The 15,747-nt window shown below is 57.8% G+C and carries 11 protein-coding genes; 8 read left to right on the forward strand and 3 right to left on the reverse strand.

All coding sequences use genetic code 11. The annotated features are described in order from the left end of the window. Window positions 1-358: 358 nt before the first annotated feature. A complete protein-coding gene (locus IEX40_RS08840) occupies window positions 359-1,867 on the forward strand; it encodes an aldehyde dehydrogenase (RefSeq protein WP_188747361.1) in 1,509 nt (502 codons plus the stop codon). Between the two features lie 36 nt (window positions 1,868-1,903). On the opposite strand, the gene IEX40_RS08845 is transcribed toward IEX40_RS08840, so the two are convergent. Next, window positions 1,904-2,770: an inositol monophosphatase family protein gene (locus tag IEX40_RS08845; protein WP_188747363.1), complete on the reverse strand. Its 867-nt coding sequence runs from the start codon at window positions 2,768-2,770 to the stop codon at window positions 1,904-1,906. Window positions 2,771-2,880: 110 nt separating this feature from the next. Between IEX40_RS08845 and IEX40_RS08850 the strand changes: the two genes are divergently transcribed. Further along, on the forward strand, window positions 2,881-3,315 hold the full coding sequence (locus tag IEX40_RS08850) for a DUF1810 domain-containing protein (RefSeq protein ID WP_188747365.1): 435 nt from the start codon (window positions 2,881-2,883) through the stop codon (window positions 3,313-3,315). 9 nt (window positions 3,316-3,324) lie between these two features. Here IEX40_RS08850 and IEX40_RS08855 read toward each other — a convergent pair whose 3' ends face one another. After that, window positions 3,325-3,783 (reverse strand): flavodoxin domain-containing protein, encoded by a 459-nt coding sequence (locus tag IEX40_RS08855; protein ID WP_188747367.1) that lies wholly within the window; start codon window positions 3,781-3,783, stop codon window positions 3,325-3,327. A gap of 207 nt (window positions 3,784-3,990) precedes the next feature. Here IEX40_RS08855 and IEX40_RS08860 point away from each other — a divergent pair, with 207 nt between their 5' ends. Then, window positions 3,991-4,542, forward strand: a complete 552-nt coding sequence (locus IEX40_RS08860) for a leucine-rich repeat domain-containing protein (protein ID WP_188747368.1) — start codon at window positions 3,991-3,993, stop codon at window positions 4,540-4,542. A gap of 64 nt (window positions 4,543-4,606) precedes the next feature. Here IEX40_RS08860 and IEX40_RS08865 read toward each other — a convergent pair whose 3' ends face one another. Next, window positions 4,607-6,001, reverse strand: coding sequence for a glutamine synthetase family protein (locus IEX40_RS08865; RefSeq protein ID WP_188747371.1), 1,395 nt, complete (start codon window positions 5,999-6,001; stop codon window positions 4,607-4,609). A gap of 253 nt (window positions 6,002-6,254) precedes the next feature. Here IEX40_RS08865 and IEX40_RS08870 point away from each other — a divergent pair, with 253 nt between their 5' ends. The 5 genes from IEX40_RS08870 to IEX40_RS08890 all read left to right on the forward strand — a co-directional run bounded on the left by IEX40_RS08870 (window position 6,255) and on the right by IEX40_RS08890 (window position 15,674). Then, the gene (locus tag IEX40_RS08870; protein ID WP_188747373.1) at window positions 6,255-7,601 is read left to right on the forward strand and encodes a glutamine synthetase family protein; all 1,347 of its coding nucleotides are present in this window, start codon (window positions 6,255-6,257) and stop codon (window positions 7,599-7,601) included. A 2-nt stretch (window positions 7,602-7,603) separates the two neighbouring features. Next, window positions 7,604-8,893 carry an NAD(P)/FAD-dependent oxidoreductase gene (locus IEX40_RS08875; RefSeq protein WP_188747375.1) on the forward strand — a complete coding sequence of 430 codons (1,290 nt, stop codon included), beginning with the start codon at window positions 7,604-7,606 and terminating at the stop codon, window positions 8,891-8,893. A gap of 271 nt (window positions 8,894-9,164) precedes the next feature. Beyond that, window positions 9,165-11,312 carry a methyl-accepting chemotaxis protein gene (locus IEX40_RS08880; protein ID WP_188747377.1) on the forward strand — a complete coding sequence of 716 codons (2,148 nt, stop codon included), beginning with the start codon at window positions 9,165-9,167 and terminating at the stop codon, window positions 11,310-11,312. 37 nt (window positions 11,313-11,349) lie between these two features. Next, window positions 11,350-14,763: an ATP-binding protein gene (locus IEX40_RS08885; RefSeq protein ID WP_188747379.1), complete on the forward strand. Its 3,414-nt coding sequence runs from the start codon at window positions 11,350-11,352 to the stop codon at window positions 14,761-14,763. Then, entirely contained in the window at window positions 14,760-15,674 is a 915-nt protein-coding gene (locus tag IEX40_RS08890) for a response regulator transcription factor (protein ID WP_188747381.1), read from the forward strand. Before IEX40_RS08885 ends, IEX40_RS08890 begins: the two co-directional genes overlap by 4 nt. Window positions 15,675-15,747 lie beyond the last annotated feature (73 nt).

Below are 15,747 nucleotides of genomic sequence, written 5' to 3' on the forward strand. Positions count from 1 at the left end.
TAGTTATTTTGTTTCCACAATAAAAAATGTACATATTTAATCATCGTAAATCATTATTTTTTATATGGTTTTTGCGCGATATCAGATTATTTAAAATATACTATTGTATTCCTGGTGTTCGCCTTCACATCGTTTGTCTTTTTGTCATGAAAATATGACACAACTGCTTTCCTTATTATGAATAAGAACATCTCTATGATTTTTGATTTTTATGTCACCCAGTTGATGCATGCCGAAAAGTCGGGGTAATGCCGCAAGAGCTTTGTGTTTACGCTCTACACTGTAAGGAAGTAAGCTTCGCAAGAATCTTGAATCCTGAGTCGAACGCCGGAATCGCCTCGGTATGGAGCGTTGAATAATGAGCACTAAACAAAAGTCTAGAAAGAGCTTTGAGGAGTGGCAGGCGGTAGCAGATGCACTGGTTATCAATGGCCAGGCCTTTATCGACGGTCGCTATCAGCCGGCGCAGTCGGGCAAGGCTTTTGATTGCCTGAGCCCCATCGATGGTCGACTGTTGGCAAAGGTCGCGGCCTGCGACGAGGCGGATGCCAATCTGGCGGTGGCCAGCGCCCGCGCCGCATTCAATGCCGGAGCCTGGTCGCAGATGGCGCCGGCGCGACGCAAGCAGGTCATGATCCGCTTCGCCGATCTACTCGAAGCCAATATCGAAGAGTTGGCGCTGCTGGAGACCCTTGATATGGGTAAGCCGATCCGCGACTCCAGCCGGGTGGATATTCCCAATGCCGCTAGGGCGCTACGCTGGTCCGGTGAAGCGGTGGACAAGATCTACGATGAGCTGGCACCGGTACCGCATGACCAGATTGGTATGATCACCCGCGAACCCGTCGGCGTGGTTGCGGCTATCGTACCCTGGAACTTTCCGTTACTGATGGCCTGCTGGAAGCTGGGTCCGGCGCTCGCTGCCGGTAATTCGGTAGTGCTTAAACCGTCGGAGAAATCGCCGCTGACCGCTATCCGTGTTGCTCAATTGGCGGTGGATGCAGGTATCCCCCCGGGGGTGCTGAATGTGGTACCGGGCTTCGGTCATGAGATCGGTTCGGCGCTGGCACTGCATATGGATGTGGATACGCTGGTGTTTACCGGCTCAACCCGCACCGCCAAGCAGCTGATGATCTATGCCGGACAGTCCAACATGAAGCGGGTCTGGCTGGAGGCGGGCGGCAAGAGTCCCAATATTGTGTTTGCCGATGCGCCCGACCTGAAAAAGGCTGCTCAATCCGCGGCTTCGGCAATTGCCTTCAACCAGGGCGAGGTGTGTACCGCCGGATCACGCTTGCTGGTGGAAGCGTCAATCAAGGACCGGTTTGTCGAGATGGTGATCGACGAGCTGAAGGGTTGGAACCCTGGCAATCCGTTGGATCCGGCAACCAACTGCGGCGCCGTGGTCGACGAGCAGCAGCTCAATACCGTATTGGGTTATATCGCGGCTGGGCGCCAGGAGGGGGCGAAGCTGGTGATTGGCGGCGAGCGGGCGCATGGCGAGAGTGGCGGCTATTATGTGCAGCCAACCCTGTTCGATGGTGTGTCCAATGCCATGAAGATCGCCCAGGAGGAGATCTTCGGTCCGGTACTGTCGGTGATCAGTTTCACCGACATGGAGGAGGCAATCGCGATTGCCAACGACAGTGCCTACGGCTTGGCGGCAGCAGTGTGGACCTCAGACCTGAGCCGTGCGCACAGGATGGCCAAGGCGCTGCGTACCGGCATGGTCTGGATAAATCAGTACGACGGCGGCGATATGACCGCCCCCTTTGGAGGCTACAAGCAGTCGGGCAACGGTCGCGATAAGTCGCTGCATGCGTTCGAGAAGTACACCGAGGTCAAGGCCACCTGGATAGCCCTGTAAGCGTCTGGCAAAGGTGACAAGTACTCTGCCGGGGTGTCACTCTTCGCGAAGGTTCGGCTCCGTGACCGGTCTTCTATCGGGGCTGACAAACTGCTGGCGGATCGCCTCCAGTGCCTGATGGGAGTTGGCTGCAACCACGCAGCCATCCCTGATGGTCGGCGCGTAATCGCGTCCATCCATCATGCCAACACAGCCGCCGGCTTCCTGTACCGCCAGTGCGCCCGCGGCATGATCCCAGGGTTTGGCACTGGCGTTGATATAGAAATCCACGTTGCCCCGAACCAGCAGCCGGTACTCATGGCAGGCGCAACGCAGGGTATGGGCACGGGCGAAACTCAATATTGCGTTGCTGACGTGCGCACGTTCAGCCGCCGCAAAACTGAAGGTTGAGATAAAGCCGACCATCGCATTGAGCGGCTTTTCAGCACTGACGAACAGTTGAACCGGTTCGCAACCGGGATTGCAGTACCAAGTCCCGCCACCGCGACGGGCAAGGATCCAGTCATCCAGCACGGGATCGTACAGCAGGCCGAACTGGGTTTCGTCACGCTCGGTAACCGCAATCAGTACACCGTGGGTGGCAAGTCCATTCGCGAAATTCCATGTGCCGTCAATCGGATCGATGATGACGGCCAGATCCGCTCCGGGTAGACCGTCGAGCACGGCTGGGTTGGCCGCCACTGCTTCTTCACCGATGACCACGGCATCGGGCAGCAGCCGGTTGATGCCTAGCGCAATAGCCTGTTCGGAACAGAGATCGGCCTCGGTTACCAGATCGTCGAATGCGGCTTTCGTGCGCACGGCATCCGGGTGTAGCCGCCGAAAACGCGGTGTTATCTCGTTACGTGCGACGTCGCGAATCAGTTCTATCAGTTCCTTCTCTGTCGTGAGATCCAGTGCCATTACATGCTCCGATGCTTTTCGTATTGTTGCCTTAAGGTTAGTTTAGGTGACCAATGAGTTAAGGGGCTAAGATATGTAGGAGCTGCACTGGCCAGTATGGAGGCTTACACATGACAAAAGCGGTTGATCCTTACAATCTGAAGCGATTCTTGGAGCCGCAGGCGCGCGACTATAAGGTAGCCTTGTGGGAGCTAAAAAGCGGGCGCAAACGCTCGCACTGGATCTGGTATATCTTCCCGCAGATTTCCGGGCTTGGCCGCAGCGTCAGGGCTGATATATATGCCATCGGATCCCTGGATGAAGCGCGAGCCTATCTCGAACACCCCTTACTGGGACCGCGGTTGATCGAGTGCGCGGAGACGCTGCTTGCGGTCGAGGGCCGGAGTGCTCGCGACATTCTCGGTATGCCGGACGATATGAAAGTGCGCTCCTGTGCGACACTCTTTGCCGGAGTTTCGCCCAAGGGAAGCGTGTTCGAGCAATTGCTTGATAAGTACTACGGGGGCGAACCGGACCAACGCACGCTCGATCTCGCAGGCCTTTAGACGGAATAGTCAGCTTGCCTCTGGCAGGTGTTGCGCCCAGGCCTGAGCCCACTGCGCAGCCGCCATAGGCTGATTTGCAACATGCGCCGCATCCAGCGTAAATATCTCTCCGATGCGCTTGGCGCCGGACAGATAGAACGCATTCTCCATCATGTAACCCGCTTGAGCGAACTGTCGGTAACGGCTGTCACCCAGTGCGACTACCGCGAACGCGCGGTCCCGCATGTCGATAGACCGATCTTCCAGCGCGAGATACAGGGGATACAGGCTTCGTGGCAGCTCGCCATCGCCGGTGGTCGAGCAGCAGATCAGCAGGACCTCTTCGAGATCCTGCACCAGATCTGCAGCCTGCGGTGTCTCATTGAGGCGCGCTACGTGGCCCAGACGTTCGAGCAGGGCCCCCAATACCTTGGCGATTTGCAGCGCTTTGCCATTGGTCGTACCGACCAGAATCTGTACTTTCGCCATCGCTCGGGGCTCCTGTATGTGGCTCTTTTCCTCAGGTATGCACCATCCTGGCCAGGACGGCCGAACCTCTATTCTCACACCGTTCTTGCGCTGGATACGGGCATGAGAGCACTGGCATAACCGTTGCTCGGTACTCCTGAGCCGGCCCGATTAGAGGCCGATTGGCTTGAAAAATGTCGTATTCCCAACAGAGGCGAGGCGTTCAATATGAAAGTAGCTGAGATACCTTTTGAAGATGACGCTTTTAAACAGTGTGTTCTGGATACGAAAGCGGAAAATGCTGAAGAGGTGACGCGCTTGATCTGTCGTAAAAAACAGATCAAGAGTCTGGCTGGTATCGAGTATCTGACTGCGTTGCGTGTACTGGATGTGACGAGAAACCAACTCACCAGGCTTCACCTGTCGAAAAACACCCAACTGACTGACCTGTTCGCCGGCAATAACGAGATCAGCGAGCTCGACATCAGCAATTGCACGCAACTGGAGACGCTTGAGTTATTCACCAACAATCTGGAAGTGATCGATCTGTCGAACAATCCGATGTTGGAGGAGTTTTTTGCCAGCGATAACGATCTGTCCAGCATCAGACTCAGTGCCAACACCGAGCTGCGGAAGGTACGCCTGAGCGGTAACAATATCAGCACGCTGGAGTTGCCCAGTCCCTGCATGCTGCAGGAGTTGGAGCTGAAGGAAAACCCGCTCCCCGATGCTCTGTTGGCGCAACTGCAGGCGTTGCCGGACACACAGGTAAGGCTCTGAACAGGCAAAAGAGAGCCGGGCTGTGCCCGGCTGCTCTGGATCTACGACGCTGGCTGCGAAAGTGCTACACCGTATGCAGGTACCAGGTGTACTCGAGGTCGGAGATGGTGCGTTCGAACTGCTCCACCTCATGCTCTTTACAGGCGATAAATACGTTGAGGAAGTCGTTACCGAAATACTCTCGCATCATGCCCGAGCTTTCCAACTCGCGCAGCGCATCACGCAGATTGTTGGGCAGGCTGGTCTCCTGCTGCTCGTACGCGTTGCCCTCTATCGGGGGTGGTGGTTCGATCTTGTGGGTGATCCCGAAATGGATCGCCGACAGCATCGCGGCCATCAACAGGTAGGGGTTGGAGTCCGTGCCGGCCAAACGATGCTCGATACGGGCCGCCTCCGGTTCGCCAAGCGGCAGGCGCAGGGCGGTGGTGCGGTTCTCGACCCCCCAGCAGGGCCAGGTTGGTACGTAGAAGCCCTGGCTGAAGCGGCGGTAGGAGTTGATGTTGGGACAGAGGATAGCGAGATAGTCATCCATCGCCTCGATCAACCCGCCCACGGCCCAACGCATGATGTCGTTAGGCTGTTCGCTGTCAGGGTCGAGTTCGAATACGTTTTTCCCCTCTTTGTCGATCAGGCTGATATGCAGGTGCATACCGTTGCCCGCCTGGTCGGCGTAGGGCTTGGCCATGAAGGTGGTATCCATCTCATGGTCGTAGGCGACGCTCTTGATCACCCGACGCAGCAGCGTGGCGTTATCGCAGGATTTGATCGGGTCCGCCACATGGTGCAGGTTGATCTCGAACTGGCCCGGCGCGGATTCCGCAACGATGGTATCGGCGGGGATCCCCTGATCACGCGCGGTTTCGATCACGTCCGAGAGAAAATCGGCGTACTCGTCCAGCTCGTCGATCGAATAGACCTGCACGCTTTCCGGTCGTTTGCCGGAGATCGGTGATTTCGGCGGTTGCGGTCTGCCGGCGATGTTCTCCTGGTCGATCAGGTAGAACTCAAGCTCGAACGCGGTAACCGGAGTCAATTCCAGTTCGCCGAAGCGTTTGAGCACTCGCTTGAGTACTGTCCGTGGATCGGCATAGAAGGGGGTCTCGTCATCTTCATACATGGTCATCAGCAGCTGCGCGATAGGGCGCTTCTGCCAGGGTTCCATGCACAGGGTGCCGGCGATCGGATAACAGATATTGTCGGCTTCACCTATCTCCAGTCCAAGACCGGTGCTTTCGACGGTCGCGCCCAGAATATCCAGACCATAGAGAGATGCAGGTAGGGCGACACCTTTTTCAAACACCTTTTTCAAGGCTGAACGATCGATTCGTTTACCTCTGACGATGCCGTTCATATCCGCGATCAGGAGATCGACAAACTGCAGGTCAGGGTGTTGTTCGAGGAAGGCTTCGGCTTCAGCCGGTTCGGGTAGCTCCAACCACCCGTTAGATTGTTTAGTCATGTTTCACCATTTTACGCTCGGGATGCTTCAGCTCCCGCTAATATCGAGTGAATGCCATGCCCCGAATAAAGTCAACATATTAATTTTATTAAGGCTGAACCGGTGCGATTGCGCGTGTATGGCTTTGGTTGTAACGTCGTTCGCACATGCACCCGCTGAAGCAGGGTGCGGCCTGTTTAACTATGCTTTTCAGGTACTCGACGCCGTCGTGGCGGAGATGTTTGGCAATTCGAGACCTATATAGGGGGATCAGATGCAGCGGCTTGAAACCTGGCTCAAGGAGAACCGGGTGACTGAGGTAGAGTGTGTTATCAGTGATCTGACCGGTATCGTCCGTGGCAAGATCTCGCCGGTCGATAAGTTTCTTTACGAGCGCGGGATGCACCTGCCCGAGAGTGTACTGTTGCAGACCGTGACCGGCGACTGGGTCGACGATGATATCTACTATTCACTGCTCGATCCCGCGGATATCGATATGGTCTGCCATCCCGACCCGGATGCTACCTTTCTGCTGCCCTGGACACAGGAGCCGACCGCTCAGGTAATCCATGACACATACGACCGTGACGGCAACCCGATCGCGCTGTCGCCGCGTAACGTGCTGAAGAAAGTACTGGCACTCTACGACGAAAAAGGCTGGAAACCGGTTGTGGCACCGGAGATGGAGTTCTACCTGACTCAGCGCTGTGCCGACCCGGATGTGCCGCTGGTTCCGCCCATTGGACGCTCCGGCCGTCCCGAGACCGGGCGCCAGTCCTTCTCCATTGAGGCCGCTAACGAGTTTGACCCTCTGTTCGAGGATATGTACGACTGGTGCGAGTACCAGGGCCTCGAGATCGATACGCTGATCCACGAGGAGGGTACCGCACAGATGGAGATCAATTTCCTCCACGGCGACCCGTTGATGCTGGCCGACCATGTTCAGGTGTTCAAGCGCACCATGCGTGAGGCGGCGATGAAGCATGGCGTATTGGCCACCTTTATGGCCAAACCGATCAGTAACGAACCTGGCAGCGCCATGCACCTTCATCAAAGCGTGCTGGATGTGAAAACCGGCAAGAACGTGTTCAGCGATCCCGATGGCAGCATGAGCGAGCTGTTCAAATACCACATAGGGGGAATGCAGCGTTATATCCCTGAGCTATTGCCCCTGCTGGCGCCTAATGTGAACTCGTTCCGCCGCTTTCTGCCGGATACCTCGGCACCGATCAACGTCGAATGGGGCTACGCTAACCGCACCTGTGGCTTGCGTATCCCGGAATCCAACGCTGACAACCAGCGCCTTGAGAACCGTCTGGCCGGCGCCGACGCCAACAGCTACCTGGCGATCGCCGCCAGCCTGCTGTGCGGCTATATGGGCATGATGGAGAAGATCGAGCCCTCAGCAGCCTGCATGGGGCGTGCTTATGAGCGCAAAAACTTCAGTTTGCCGACCACGATAGAAAGCGCGGTGGAACGGATGGAACAGTCGGCCGCGGCACGCAAATACCTGGGCGATGCCTTTGTCGATGGCTATATCGCAGTGAAGCGTGCGGAACATGAAAACTTCAAACGGGTTATCAGCTCCTGGGAACGTGAATTCCTGTTACTGAGCGTGTGATTATGAACGAACTGGATCTCAACTATCCCCCGTCCTATTACGCGGCGTCGGCCAATGTTCATCCTGAATATCCGCAGTTGGCGGGTGACATCGACTGTGATGTCTGCATTATCGGCGCCGGTTACACCGGTCTGTCGACGGCGCTGCATCTGCTGGAGCGCGGTGTCGATGTTGTGATTCTGGAGCAGGCGCGTTTGGGCTGGGGAGCCTCCGGGCGCAACGGCGGTCAGATCGTCAATAGCTACAGTCGCGATATCGATATCATCGAGCGTACCGCCGGCAAGCGCATCGCCGATCAGCTGGGCGCCATGGCGTTCGAGGGCGGTCGCATTATCCGTGAGCTCGTCGCACGCTATTCTATCCAGTGCGACTTGAAGGATGGTGGCGTGTTCGCCGCGCTGAACCACAAGCAGATGGCCGAGTTGGAACACCAAAAGGCGCTCTGGGAGCGTTACGGGTATGACAAGCTCGAACTGCTCGACGGCAACGGCATCGGCGGCGTCGTGGCGAGCAAGCGTTATGTCGGCGGCATGCTCGATCACGGTGGTGGCCACATGCACCCGCTCAATCTCGCGCTCGGTGAGGCCGAGGCGGTGCGCAAACTGGGCGGGCAGATCTTCGAGCGCTCGGCTGCAATCGCCATCGCTCGCGAGGAGCAGCCGATAGTCGTCACCAAGGGCGGTAGCGTCAGGGCCAAGACCCTGGTGATCGCCGGTAACGCCTACCTGGGTGGACTGGTGCCGGAACTGAAGGCCAAGTCGATGCCTTGTGGCACACAGATGATCGCCACAGAACCTCTCAGCGACGACCTGGCGAAAGCGCTGATCCCGCAGGATTACTGTATCGAAGACTGCAACTATCTGCTCGACTACTACCGCCTTTCCGGCGACAAGCGCCTGTTGTATGGCGGTGGCGTGGTCTACGGTGCGCGTGACCCACAGGATATCGAGCGCCTGGTCAGACCGAAGATGCTGAAGACCTTCCCCCAGCTCGACGCGGTCAGGATAGAGTACCGCTGGACCGGCAACTTCCTGATGACGCTGTCACGTCTGCCTCAGGTCGGCATGTTGGATGACAATATCCTGTATTCACAGGGGTGCAGCGGTCATGGCGTGACCTATACCCATTTGGCCGGTCGGCTACTGTCCGAGCGCATATTGGGCAATTCGAATCGATTCGAAGCTTTCGCGACGCTGAAACATTACCCCTTCCCGGGTGGGCATCTTTTCCAGGCGCCGTTCAGCGCTATCGGCGCCTGGTACTACTCGATGCGGGACCGCTTGGGCATCTGATCACAAAGTGACTCGTTATGGTGCATTCATAGTGCGCCATGGCAGGGCCTGATCGGTTAGATTTAGAACGACGCTGTCGGTTGCAGATACGCCTTATCAGAAATAGCCTTTTGTGCACCGACATTGGGCGTCGCTTGTTTAATTAATAAACATTGTGCACCGCAATGGTGCCTAGTTTGTTTTTTGCTGCCTGAACTTAAAGGTTTTCGCTATACACACTTGGCTCGCCGATTGCTTAAACACTTCCGACTTTTGATTCGGGAGGGAGTGAATGAAGCAGTTCAAAAGCCACCAGATGCACCTTTCCAGCGCTGAACGCCGCTGGCTACCCTGGTTTGGTACTACGGGCAAGCTGGCCATGCGTTGGTCGTGCATGCTCAATCGTGATGCGACCGAGGTACTTGAGCATACCTTCGAAGGCGTCGCACGTATCCGTGTGGCAATACTTGAACGCTGGGCAAAGAATCAGTGGAGCCATGTCGAGAACCTGGCCGAACAACTGGTCGATCACTACCCCAAAATCGATTCCTCGCTGTTCCAGGCCAAATTGAGCCAGGCGGACGATTTTTCTGAACTGTTCTTTGTCACCGCTGAGGGCGAAATCTCCTTTTCAACTACACCCGGACGCATCGGCGCCGACGATATCGATCTTCGCGCGCTGAGCGAGGGGTTGAGAAAGCCGTTTCTGCATGGGCCCTACCGGGATCCGGTAACCGAATCTCTCGGACCATCAAGCTCAAGATTTCACGACCAGGTTACGTTGATGTTCTACCAGCCATTGGTCATTGATGGGGTGGTCAAAGGTTGTATCTGTGGACGGGTACCAAACGATGTAATTGGTGACCTGATCCAGCGTGAAGCGGGGCACATCTACCCTGAGTCCGGCGACAACTACCTGTTTATGGTCGAGTCACACTTTGACCGGACCATACAGCAGGGGACCGCACTGTCCCGTTCCCGTTTCGAGGACAACACCTTCTCCCACGGCGAGAACCTTAAGGGTGGTATCCATACCGGTTTCGGCACCGTGCGTATTCAAAAGCACACGGAATTCGAGATCCGCTTTACCGACCCGGCTACCGGACAACTGCATCCCGGCGTGCGGGAAACGATCCGCAAGGGGGAAAACCTCTACGTCCTTTATCCGGGCTATTCCGACTACCGGCATATTCCCGTGATCGGCAAGGGCGTGACGTTCCAGATGCCGGGCTCGCCGGATCGCTGGGGGATGATGTGCGAGGCGGACCTCGAAGAGGTCTATCGCCGTCGCTCATTGACGTACAAGCAGACCCGATTACTGACGTTGACCATGGGCGGCGCCTGGGGGCTGGGCATCGCCGTACAGCAGTTGATCGCCCTGCCGGACTTGGCCACATATCTGGTTGAAGCGGGGCTGCTGCTGGCGGGAGGGCTCACCTACCTGGCCTGTGGACCCAAGCGTTTGTCCCGGCGGATGGAACGGATGACCAAGGTGATCCGCACCCTGGCCGAGGGTGAGGGTAATCTGCGTCAGCGGATCGATACCGACAGTATGTCCAACGACGAGACCAACGACCTGTCCCGTTGGATCAACAGTTTCGTCGATAATCTGGATGCGATTGTGGGCCAGGTGATCCGGGCCGCCGATGGCGTCGAGCAAACCAGCAACACCATGCAGGCGCGTAACCAGGTGGCGCACCACTCTGCCAGCCGGGTACGAAGCGCCATCGATGAAATGATGGCGCTGGTGTCGGCGCAGCTGGAGGATATCTCCCGAGCGTCGATGACTGCAGAAGAGATGCGTGCGGCGATGGAGCGGGTGGTGGAAGAGGCACGGCGCAGCTACGAGAGCGCCCGCGAGGGCACACAGACAATCCGTGACGTGGTACTGACCTCTACCGAGCGTATGCAGGGGCTGAATCAGCGCACCTCGGAGATCGGTGAGATCGTCAACGTGATTACCGAGATAACCGCGCAAACCAATCTGCTGGCACTCAATGCCGCAATTGAGGCGGCGAGAGCGGGGGAACATGGTCGCGGCTTCTCCGTGGTGGCGGACGAGGTGCGGGGCCTTGCCGCACGAACCGAAGCCGCAGCCCAGGATATCGGCAGCAAGATAGAGCGGATCCAGGTCGAGAGTGGTGAAGCGGTCCGGTTTATGGAGAAGGGGGTCGAAGAGGTGGATCAGAACCTCAGGATGACCCAGAGCGCCTCCACCGATAACGCCCAGCTACACGATCTGGTCGAACAGATGTTCTCCATCATCAAGCATATCGATGAGAGCAGCCAGAAGAACGGTAAGACCGCTGGCGATGTGGCGCACATCAGTGCCGAGATGGGGGATGCGATACGCTCGCTGAATGTCAGTTCCGACCAGGCGCGTGTGACAGCATCCAAACTTCAGCAACTGGTTGGCTCGTTCGAGGTATCCCATGCCTGAGTGGCTGATCTAAGTAGCGCGGGGGCAAGGCAACAGCATGTTACCGTCGCAGACGATCCTGAAAGTGCGGCGCCACTATAACAAGTGGGTCGCCGACCAGACGCTTGAAGACTACGCGCTGCGCTTCACCGCCAGGGCCGGGCGGCGGATGTCGATCGAACGGGTCGCCCAGACGGCGCTGGGCGCCACCGCCTTTCTCGCGCTGGAGGGGATCGCCGCGGCGGTCACGCTGAGCTACGGCTTCACCAATACGCTGATCGCTATGTTGGTGGTCTGCCTGGTGTTCTTCATTACCGGCTTCCCGATCAGCTACTACTCGGCCAAGCATGGTCTGGATATCGACCTGCTGACGCGGGGGGCCGGTTTCGGGTACCTGGGCTCGACCATCACCTCACTGATCTACGCCTCGTTTACCTTTATCTTTTTCGCCATCGAGGCCGCAATCCTGGCCTCGGCGCTGCAGGCGCTGTTCGGTATTCCGCTGTCGGTGGGGTATGTGATCTGTGCCGTCGCGGTCATCCCCATCGTTACCCACGGTATCTCGGCGATCAGCCGGTTTCAGGTCGGGACGCAGACCCTGTGGCTGCTGCTGCAGTGCACGGCTCTGGTCGTGGTGGTGGTCTATGAGTATCAGCGCATGGCGGACTGGGTCAGCTTTGCACCGATCAGCCGGACCGGAAGCGACCATTTCGATATTCTGCTGTTCGGCGCGGCGGCATCGGTGTTTTTCGCCATGGTGGCGCAGATTGGAGAGCAGGTGGATTACCTGCGCTTCATGCCACCGAAGACCGAGTCCAACAAGCGCCGTTGGTGGTTCTGGCTGATACTGGCCGGCCCCGGCTGGGTATTCGTCGGCCTGATCAAGATGCTGCTGGGCTCGTTCCTGGCCTATCTTGCCATCAGTCAGGGCGAATCATTCAGCCGAGCCAGTGACCCCACCTACATGTACCAGATGGTGTTCACCTACCTGACCCAGTCGCCATCGGTGTCACTGGTACTGGCGGCGTTGATGGTGATCCTGTCGCAGATGAAGATCAACGTGACCAACGCCTATGCCGGCTCCATCGCCTGGTCCAATTTTTTCTCTCGGCTGACCCACAGTCATCCGGGACGAGTGGTCTGGCTGGTGTTCAACGTTGCCATAGCCCTTATCCTGATGGAGCTGGGCATCTACCAGGCGCTGGAAGCGATCCTCGGTATCTTCGCTATCGTCGCCGTCAGCTGGCTTGGCTCCCTCTCCGCGGACCTGCTAATCAACAAGCCGCTTGGCTTGAGCCCCTCCTACGTGGAGTTCAAGCGTGCCCACCTGTATGACATCAATCCGGTCGGCACGGGCTCCATGCTGCTGGCTACCGTTCTCGGCATTCTCTGCTACCTGGGCTGGTTCGGCGAGGTGGTCAAAACCCTGTCCCACTTTATCGCCCTTTTGATCTGCTTTATCGCGGTGCCGCTGATCGCCTGGCTGACCAAGGGGCGGTTCTACCTGGCGCGGCAGCCCGCCGAGTTGGAGATGATTCCTCACGGCGGTGCGGAGGCTACCGCGCATATCAACTGCGGTATCTGTGAAAATCACTTCGAGCGGGAAGATATGAGTTACTGCCCGGCCTACGGGCAGCCGATCTGTTCTTTGTGCTGCTCGCTGGATGCGCGCTGCATGGATAGCTGTAAGCCGAGAGCACGCTTCTCGGCACAGCTGATCGCGTTCCTGCGCCTGTTCCTGCCACGTCGTGTGGTGCGTTCGATCAACTCCCGCTTTGGGCGCTTCGTCGGCATGTTGCTGCCGGTGAATCTGCTGCTCGGGGCGCTTCTGGCGTTGGTGTATCGCCAGATGCAGCCAGAGGACCCGGTACAGATCGAGCTGCTCAGCCAGACGTTATGGACCCTCTTCTTTATCCTGCTGATCGCCTCCGGCGTCATCTCCTGGTTCTTCCTGCTGGCGCATGAAAGCAGGTTGGTTGCGCAGAAGGAGTCCAACCGGCAGACCCGCAAGCTGATCCGCGAGATCGAGGCGCACGAGCAGACCGACCGGGCACTGCAGTTGGCCAAGGAGCAGGCTGAACGGGCCAACGCCGCCAAGAGCCGCTATATCAGCGGCATCAGTCATGAACTGCGCACACCCCTGCAGTCGATTCTCGGTTATGCGCAACTGCTCGGGGATCGACAAGACACGCCGGAACGGCTGCGACCGGGGCTGAGCACCATCCACCGCAGCGGCCAGTATCTGGCCGATCTGATCGAGGGGCTGCTGGATATCTCCAAGATAGAGGCGGGCAGATTGGAACTCTACCGCAACCAGGTCCAGCTCCCCGAGCTGATCGATCAATTGGCCGATATGTTTGCCATGCAGGCGCGGGGCAAGGGGATCGGCTTTAGCTGCCGGATACACGATCCTCTACCGCAGCTGGTGAGTGCCGACGAAAAACGACTGCGGCAGATCCTGATTAACCTGCTCTCCAACGCGGTGAAGTACACCGCCAGCGGCCAGGTGGAATTCGAAATCCACTATCGCAACCAGGTGGCCGAGTTCAGTATCCAGGATAGTGGGCCGGGCATACCGGAGGAGCATCTGACCCGGATCTTCGATCCCTTCGAGCGGGTGCGCACTGCCGACAGCCCGAATCTGCCCGGCACCGGCCTGGGTCTTACCATCGTCAAACTGTTGACCGAGATTATGGGTGGCGACCTGCGGGTGCAGAGCGAGCAGGGCCAGGGCAGCCGTTTCTCCGTCAGCCTGATGCTGCCCTGGCTCGACCCGCAGAGCCGCGAAAAAACCAAGGCTAAGCATCTGATTGGCTACGACGGTGATCGGCGAACAGTTTGTCTGGTAGATGACGATCCGGTATTGCGGGGGCTGTTGGCTGACCTGTTGGCGCCGCTTGGTTTTCACACGCTGGAAGCGCACGACGCCGAGGCTTGTCTGGCTCTGCTCCACAATAGTCGTCCGGACCTGTTCCTGCTGGATATATCGATGCCCGGAATGAATGGCCTGCAACTGGCACAGGAGCTGCGTCGGCGCGGGATCGATTCCCCCATACTGATGTTGTCGGCAGATGCACGGGAGTATCGCACTGAGCCTGAAACCGATCCCGTCTATAACGATTATCTGGTAAAGCCGGTCGAAAACCAGGCGCTGCTGGACAAGGTTGGGCGTCACCTGGAGTTAGTGTGGATCTATCAGTCCGATGAGCCGGCGGCAACCAGCACGGTGCTCGCCGAACCGGCGGATGTGAAAGCGTCGGTGGAGGCTGATTTGCAGATCCCCGACCATGAGCTGATCCATGAACTGCGCGCCTATGCCGAAATCGGTTATCGTAAGGGGGTGCGCGAGACCCTCGCACAGTTGAACGAGCAGGGGGTACTTGATGCGCAAACGTTACATCACCTTAACCAGCTAACCGCCAACCTGCAGTTCGCGCAGCTGGCCCAGTGTCTGGAGTCTTCAGACGTATGACTAGCGAGAGCACACGTACCGATATAGCACTGGTGGTGGACGACTCCCCCGATACGCTGAGCCTGATCAACGACGCGCTGGAAGCGGCCGGTATTGATGTGCTGGTGGCGTTGGAGGGCCGGCAGGCGCTGACGATCGCCAAGCGGATGCGGCCCGACATCATCCTGATGGACGGGATGATGCCACATATGGACGGTTTCGAGGCTTGTCGTGCACTAAAGGCTGACCCGGAGCTGGCGTCTATCCCGGTTATCTTCATGACCGGGCTGGTCGAGACCGGCGACGTGATCAAGGGGCTGGAAGCGGGGGGAGTGGATTACCTGACCAAACCGATAAAGCCAAACGAGCTACTGGCGCGGATGAAGGTGCACCTTGGTAACGCTCGGCTGGCACAAAGTGCGCGTACCGCGCTCGACAGCCTCGGCCAGCACCTGCTGACAGTTGGTGATGACGGCCGGATCAAATGGGCTACACCACAGGCCCATGCCTTGCTGGCCCGCGCCCGACTAGATGAACAGTGGAAGAATGCCAACTTCGCCCCGCAGGTGCGTTACTGGCTTGAGCACAAACCGCAGTTGGAGGAACAGCTGGAGCTTGACGGCCTGGACTATCCCTTGGCGGTCAAGCTGGTCAGCCGACAGGAAAATGGCGAAACGCTGATGAAACTGCTCGACCTGCAGCGCACGGATGGCGCGACCTTGCTGCGGCAGAAGCTGGATCTCACTGAGCGCGAGTCCGAGGTGCTCTACTGGATCGCCAACGGCAAGACCAACCGCGAAGCCGCCGAGATTCTGGAGATGAGCCCGCGTACCGTGAACAAGCATCTGGAACAGATCTTTCCGAAGCTGGGGGTGGAGAACCGTACTTCGGCGGCCGGTGTGGCATTAAGGATACTGGTTGCCATTCAATAAGCTGACTTTATTGAAACGCTGTGGCAGGTTCGGAGGCTTGCCCCCGTTTAGCAATCAGGCGCATCAGTTATCG

Origin of the sequence: Marinobacterium zhoushanense (assembly GCF_014641945.1) — a bacterium.
GTDB lineage: Bacteria > Pseudomonadota > Gammaproteobacteria > Pseudomonadales > Balneatricaceae > Marinobacterium_D > Marinobacterium_D zhoushanense.

Bases quoted from the DNA above. Each gene is read 5' to 3' on its own strand.
- IEX40_RS08870 (WP_188747373.1), top strand. From the start codon at position 6,255: ATGCAGCGGCTTGAAACCTGGCTCAAGGAGAACCGGGTGACTGAGGTA.
- IEX40_RS08850 (WP_188747365.1), top strand. From the start codon at position 2,881: ATGACAAAAGCGGTTGATCCTTACAATCTGAAGCGATTCTTGGAGCCG.
- IEX40_RS08890 (WP_188747381.1), top strand. From the start codon at position 14,760: ATGACTAGCGAGAGCACACGTACCGATATAGCACTGGTGGTGGACGAC.
- IEX40_RS08845 (WP_188747363.1), bottom strand. From the start codon at position 2,770: ATGGCACTGGATCTCACGACAGAGAAGGAACTGATAGAACTGATTCGC.
- IEX40_RS08865 (WP_188747371.1), bottom strand. From the start codon at position 6,001: ATGACTAAACAATCTAACGGGTGGTTGGAGCTACCCGAACCGGCTGAA.
- IEX40_RS08880 (WP_188747377.1), top strand. From the start codon at position 9,165: ATGAAGCAGTTCAAAAGCCACCAGATGCACCTTTCCAGCGCTGAACGC.
- IEX40_RS08855 (WP_188747367.1), bottom strand. From the start codon at position 3,783: ATGGCGAAAGTACAGATTCTGGTCGGTACGACCAATGGCAAAGCGCTG.
- IEX40_RS08885 (WP_188747379.1), top strand. From the start codon at position 11,350: ATGTTACCGTCGCAGACGATCCTGAAAGTGCGGCGCCACTATAACAAG.
- IEX40_RS08840 (WP_188747361.1), top strand. From the start codon at position 359: ATGAGCACTAAACAAAAGTCTAGAAAGAGCTTTGAGGAGTGGCAGGCG.
- IEX40_RS08860 (WP_188747368.1), top strand. From the start codon at position 3,991: ATGAAAGTAGCTGAGATACCTTTTGAAGATGACGCTTTTAAACAGTGT.
- IEX40_RS08875 (WP_188747375.1), top strand. From the start codon at position 7,604: ATGAACGAACTGGATCTCAACTATCCCCCGTCCTATTACGCGGCGTCG.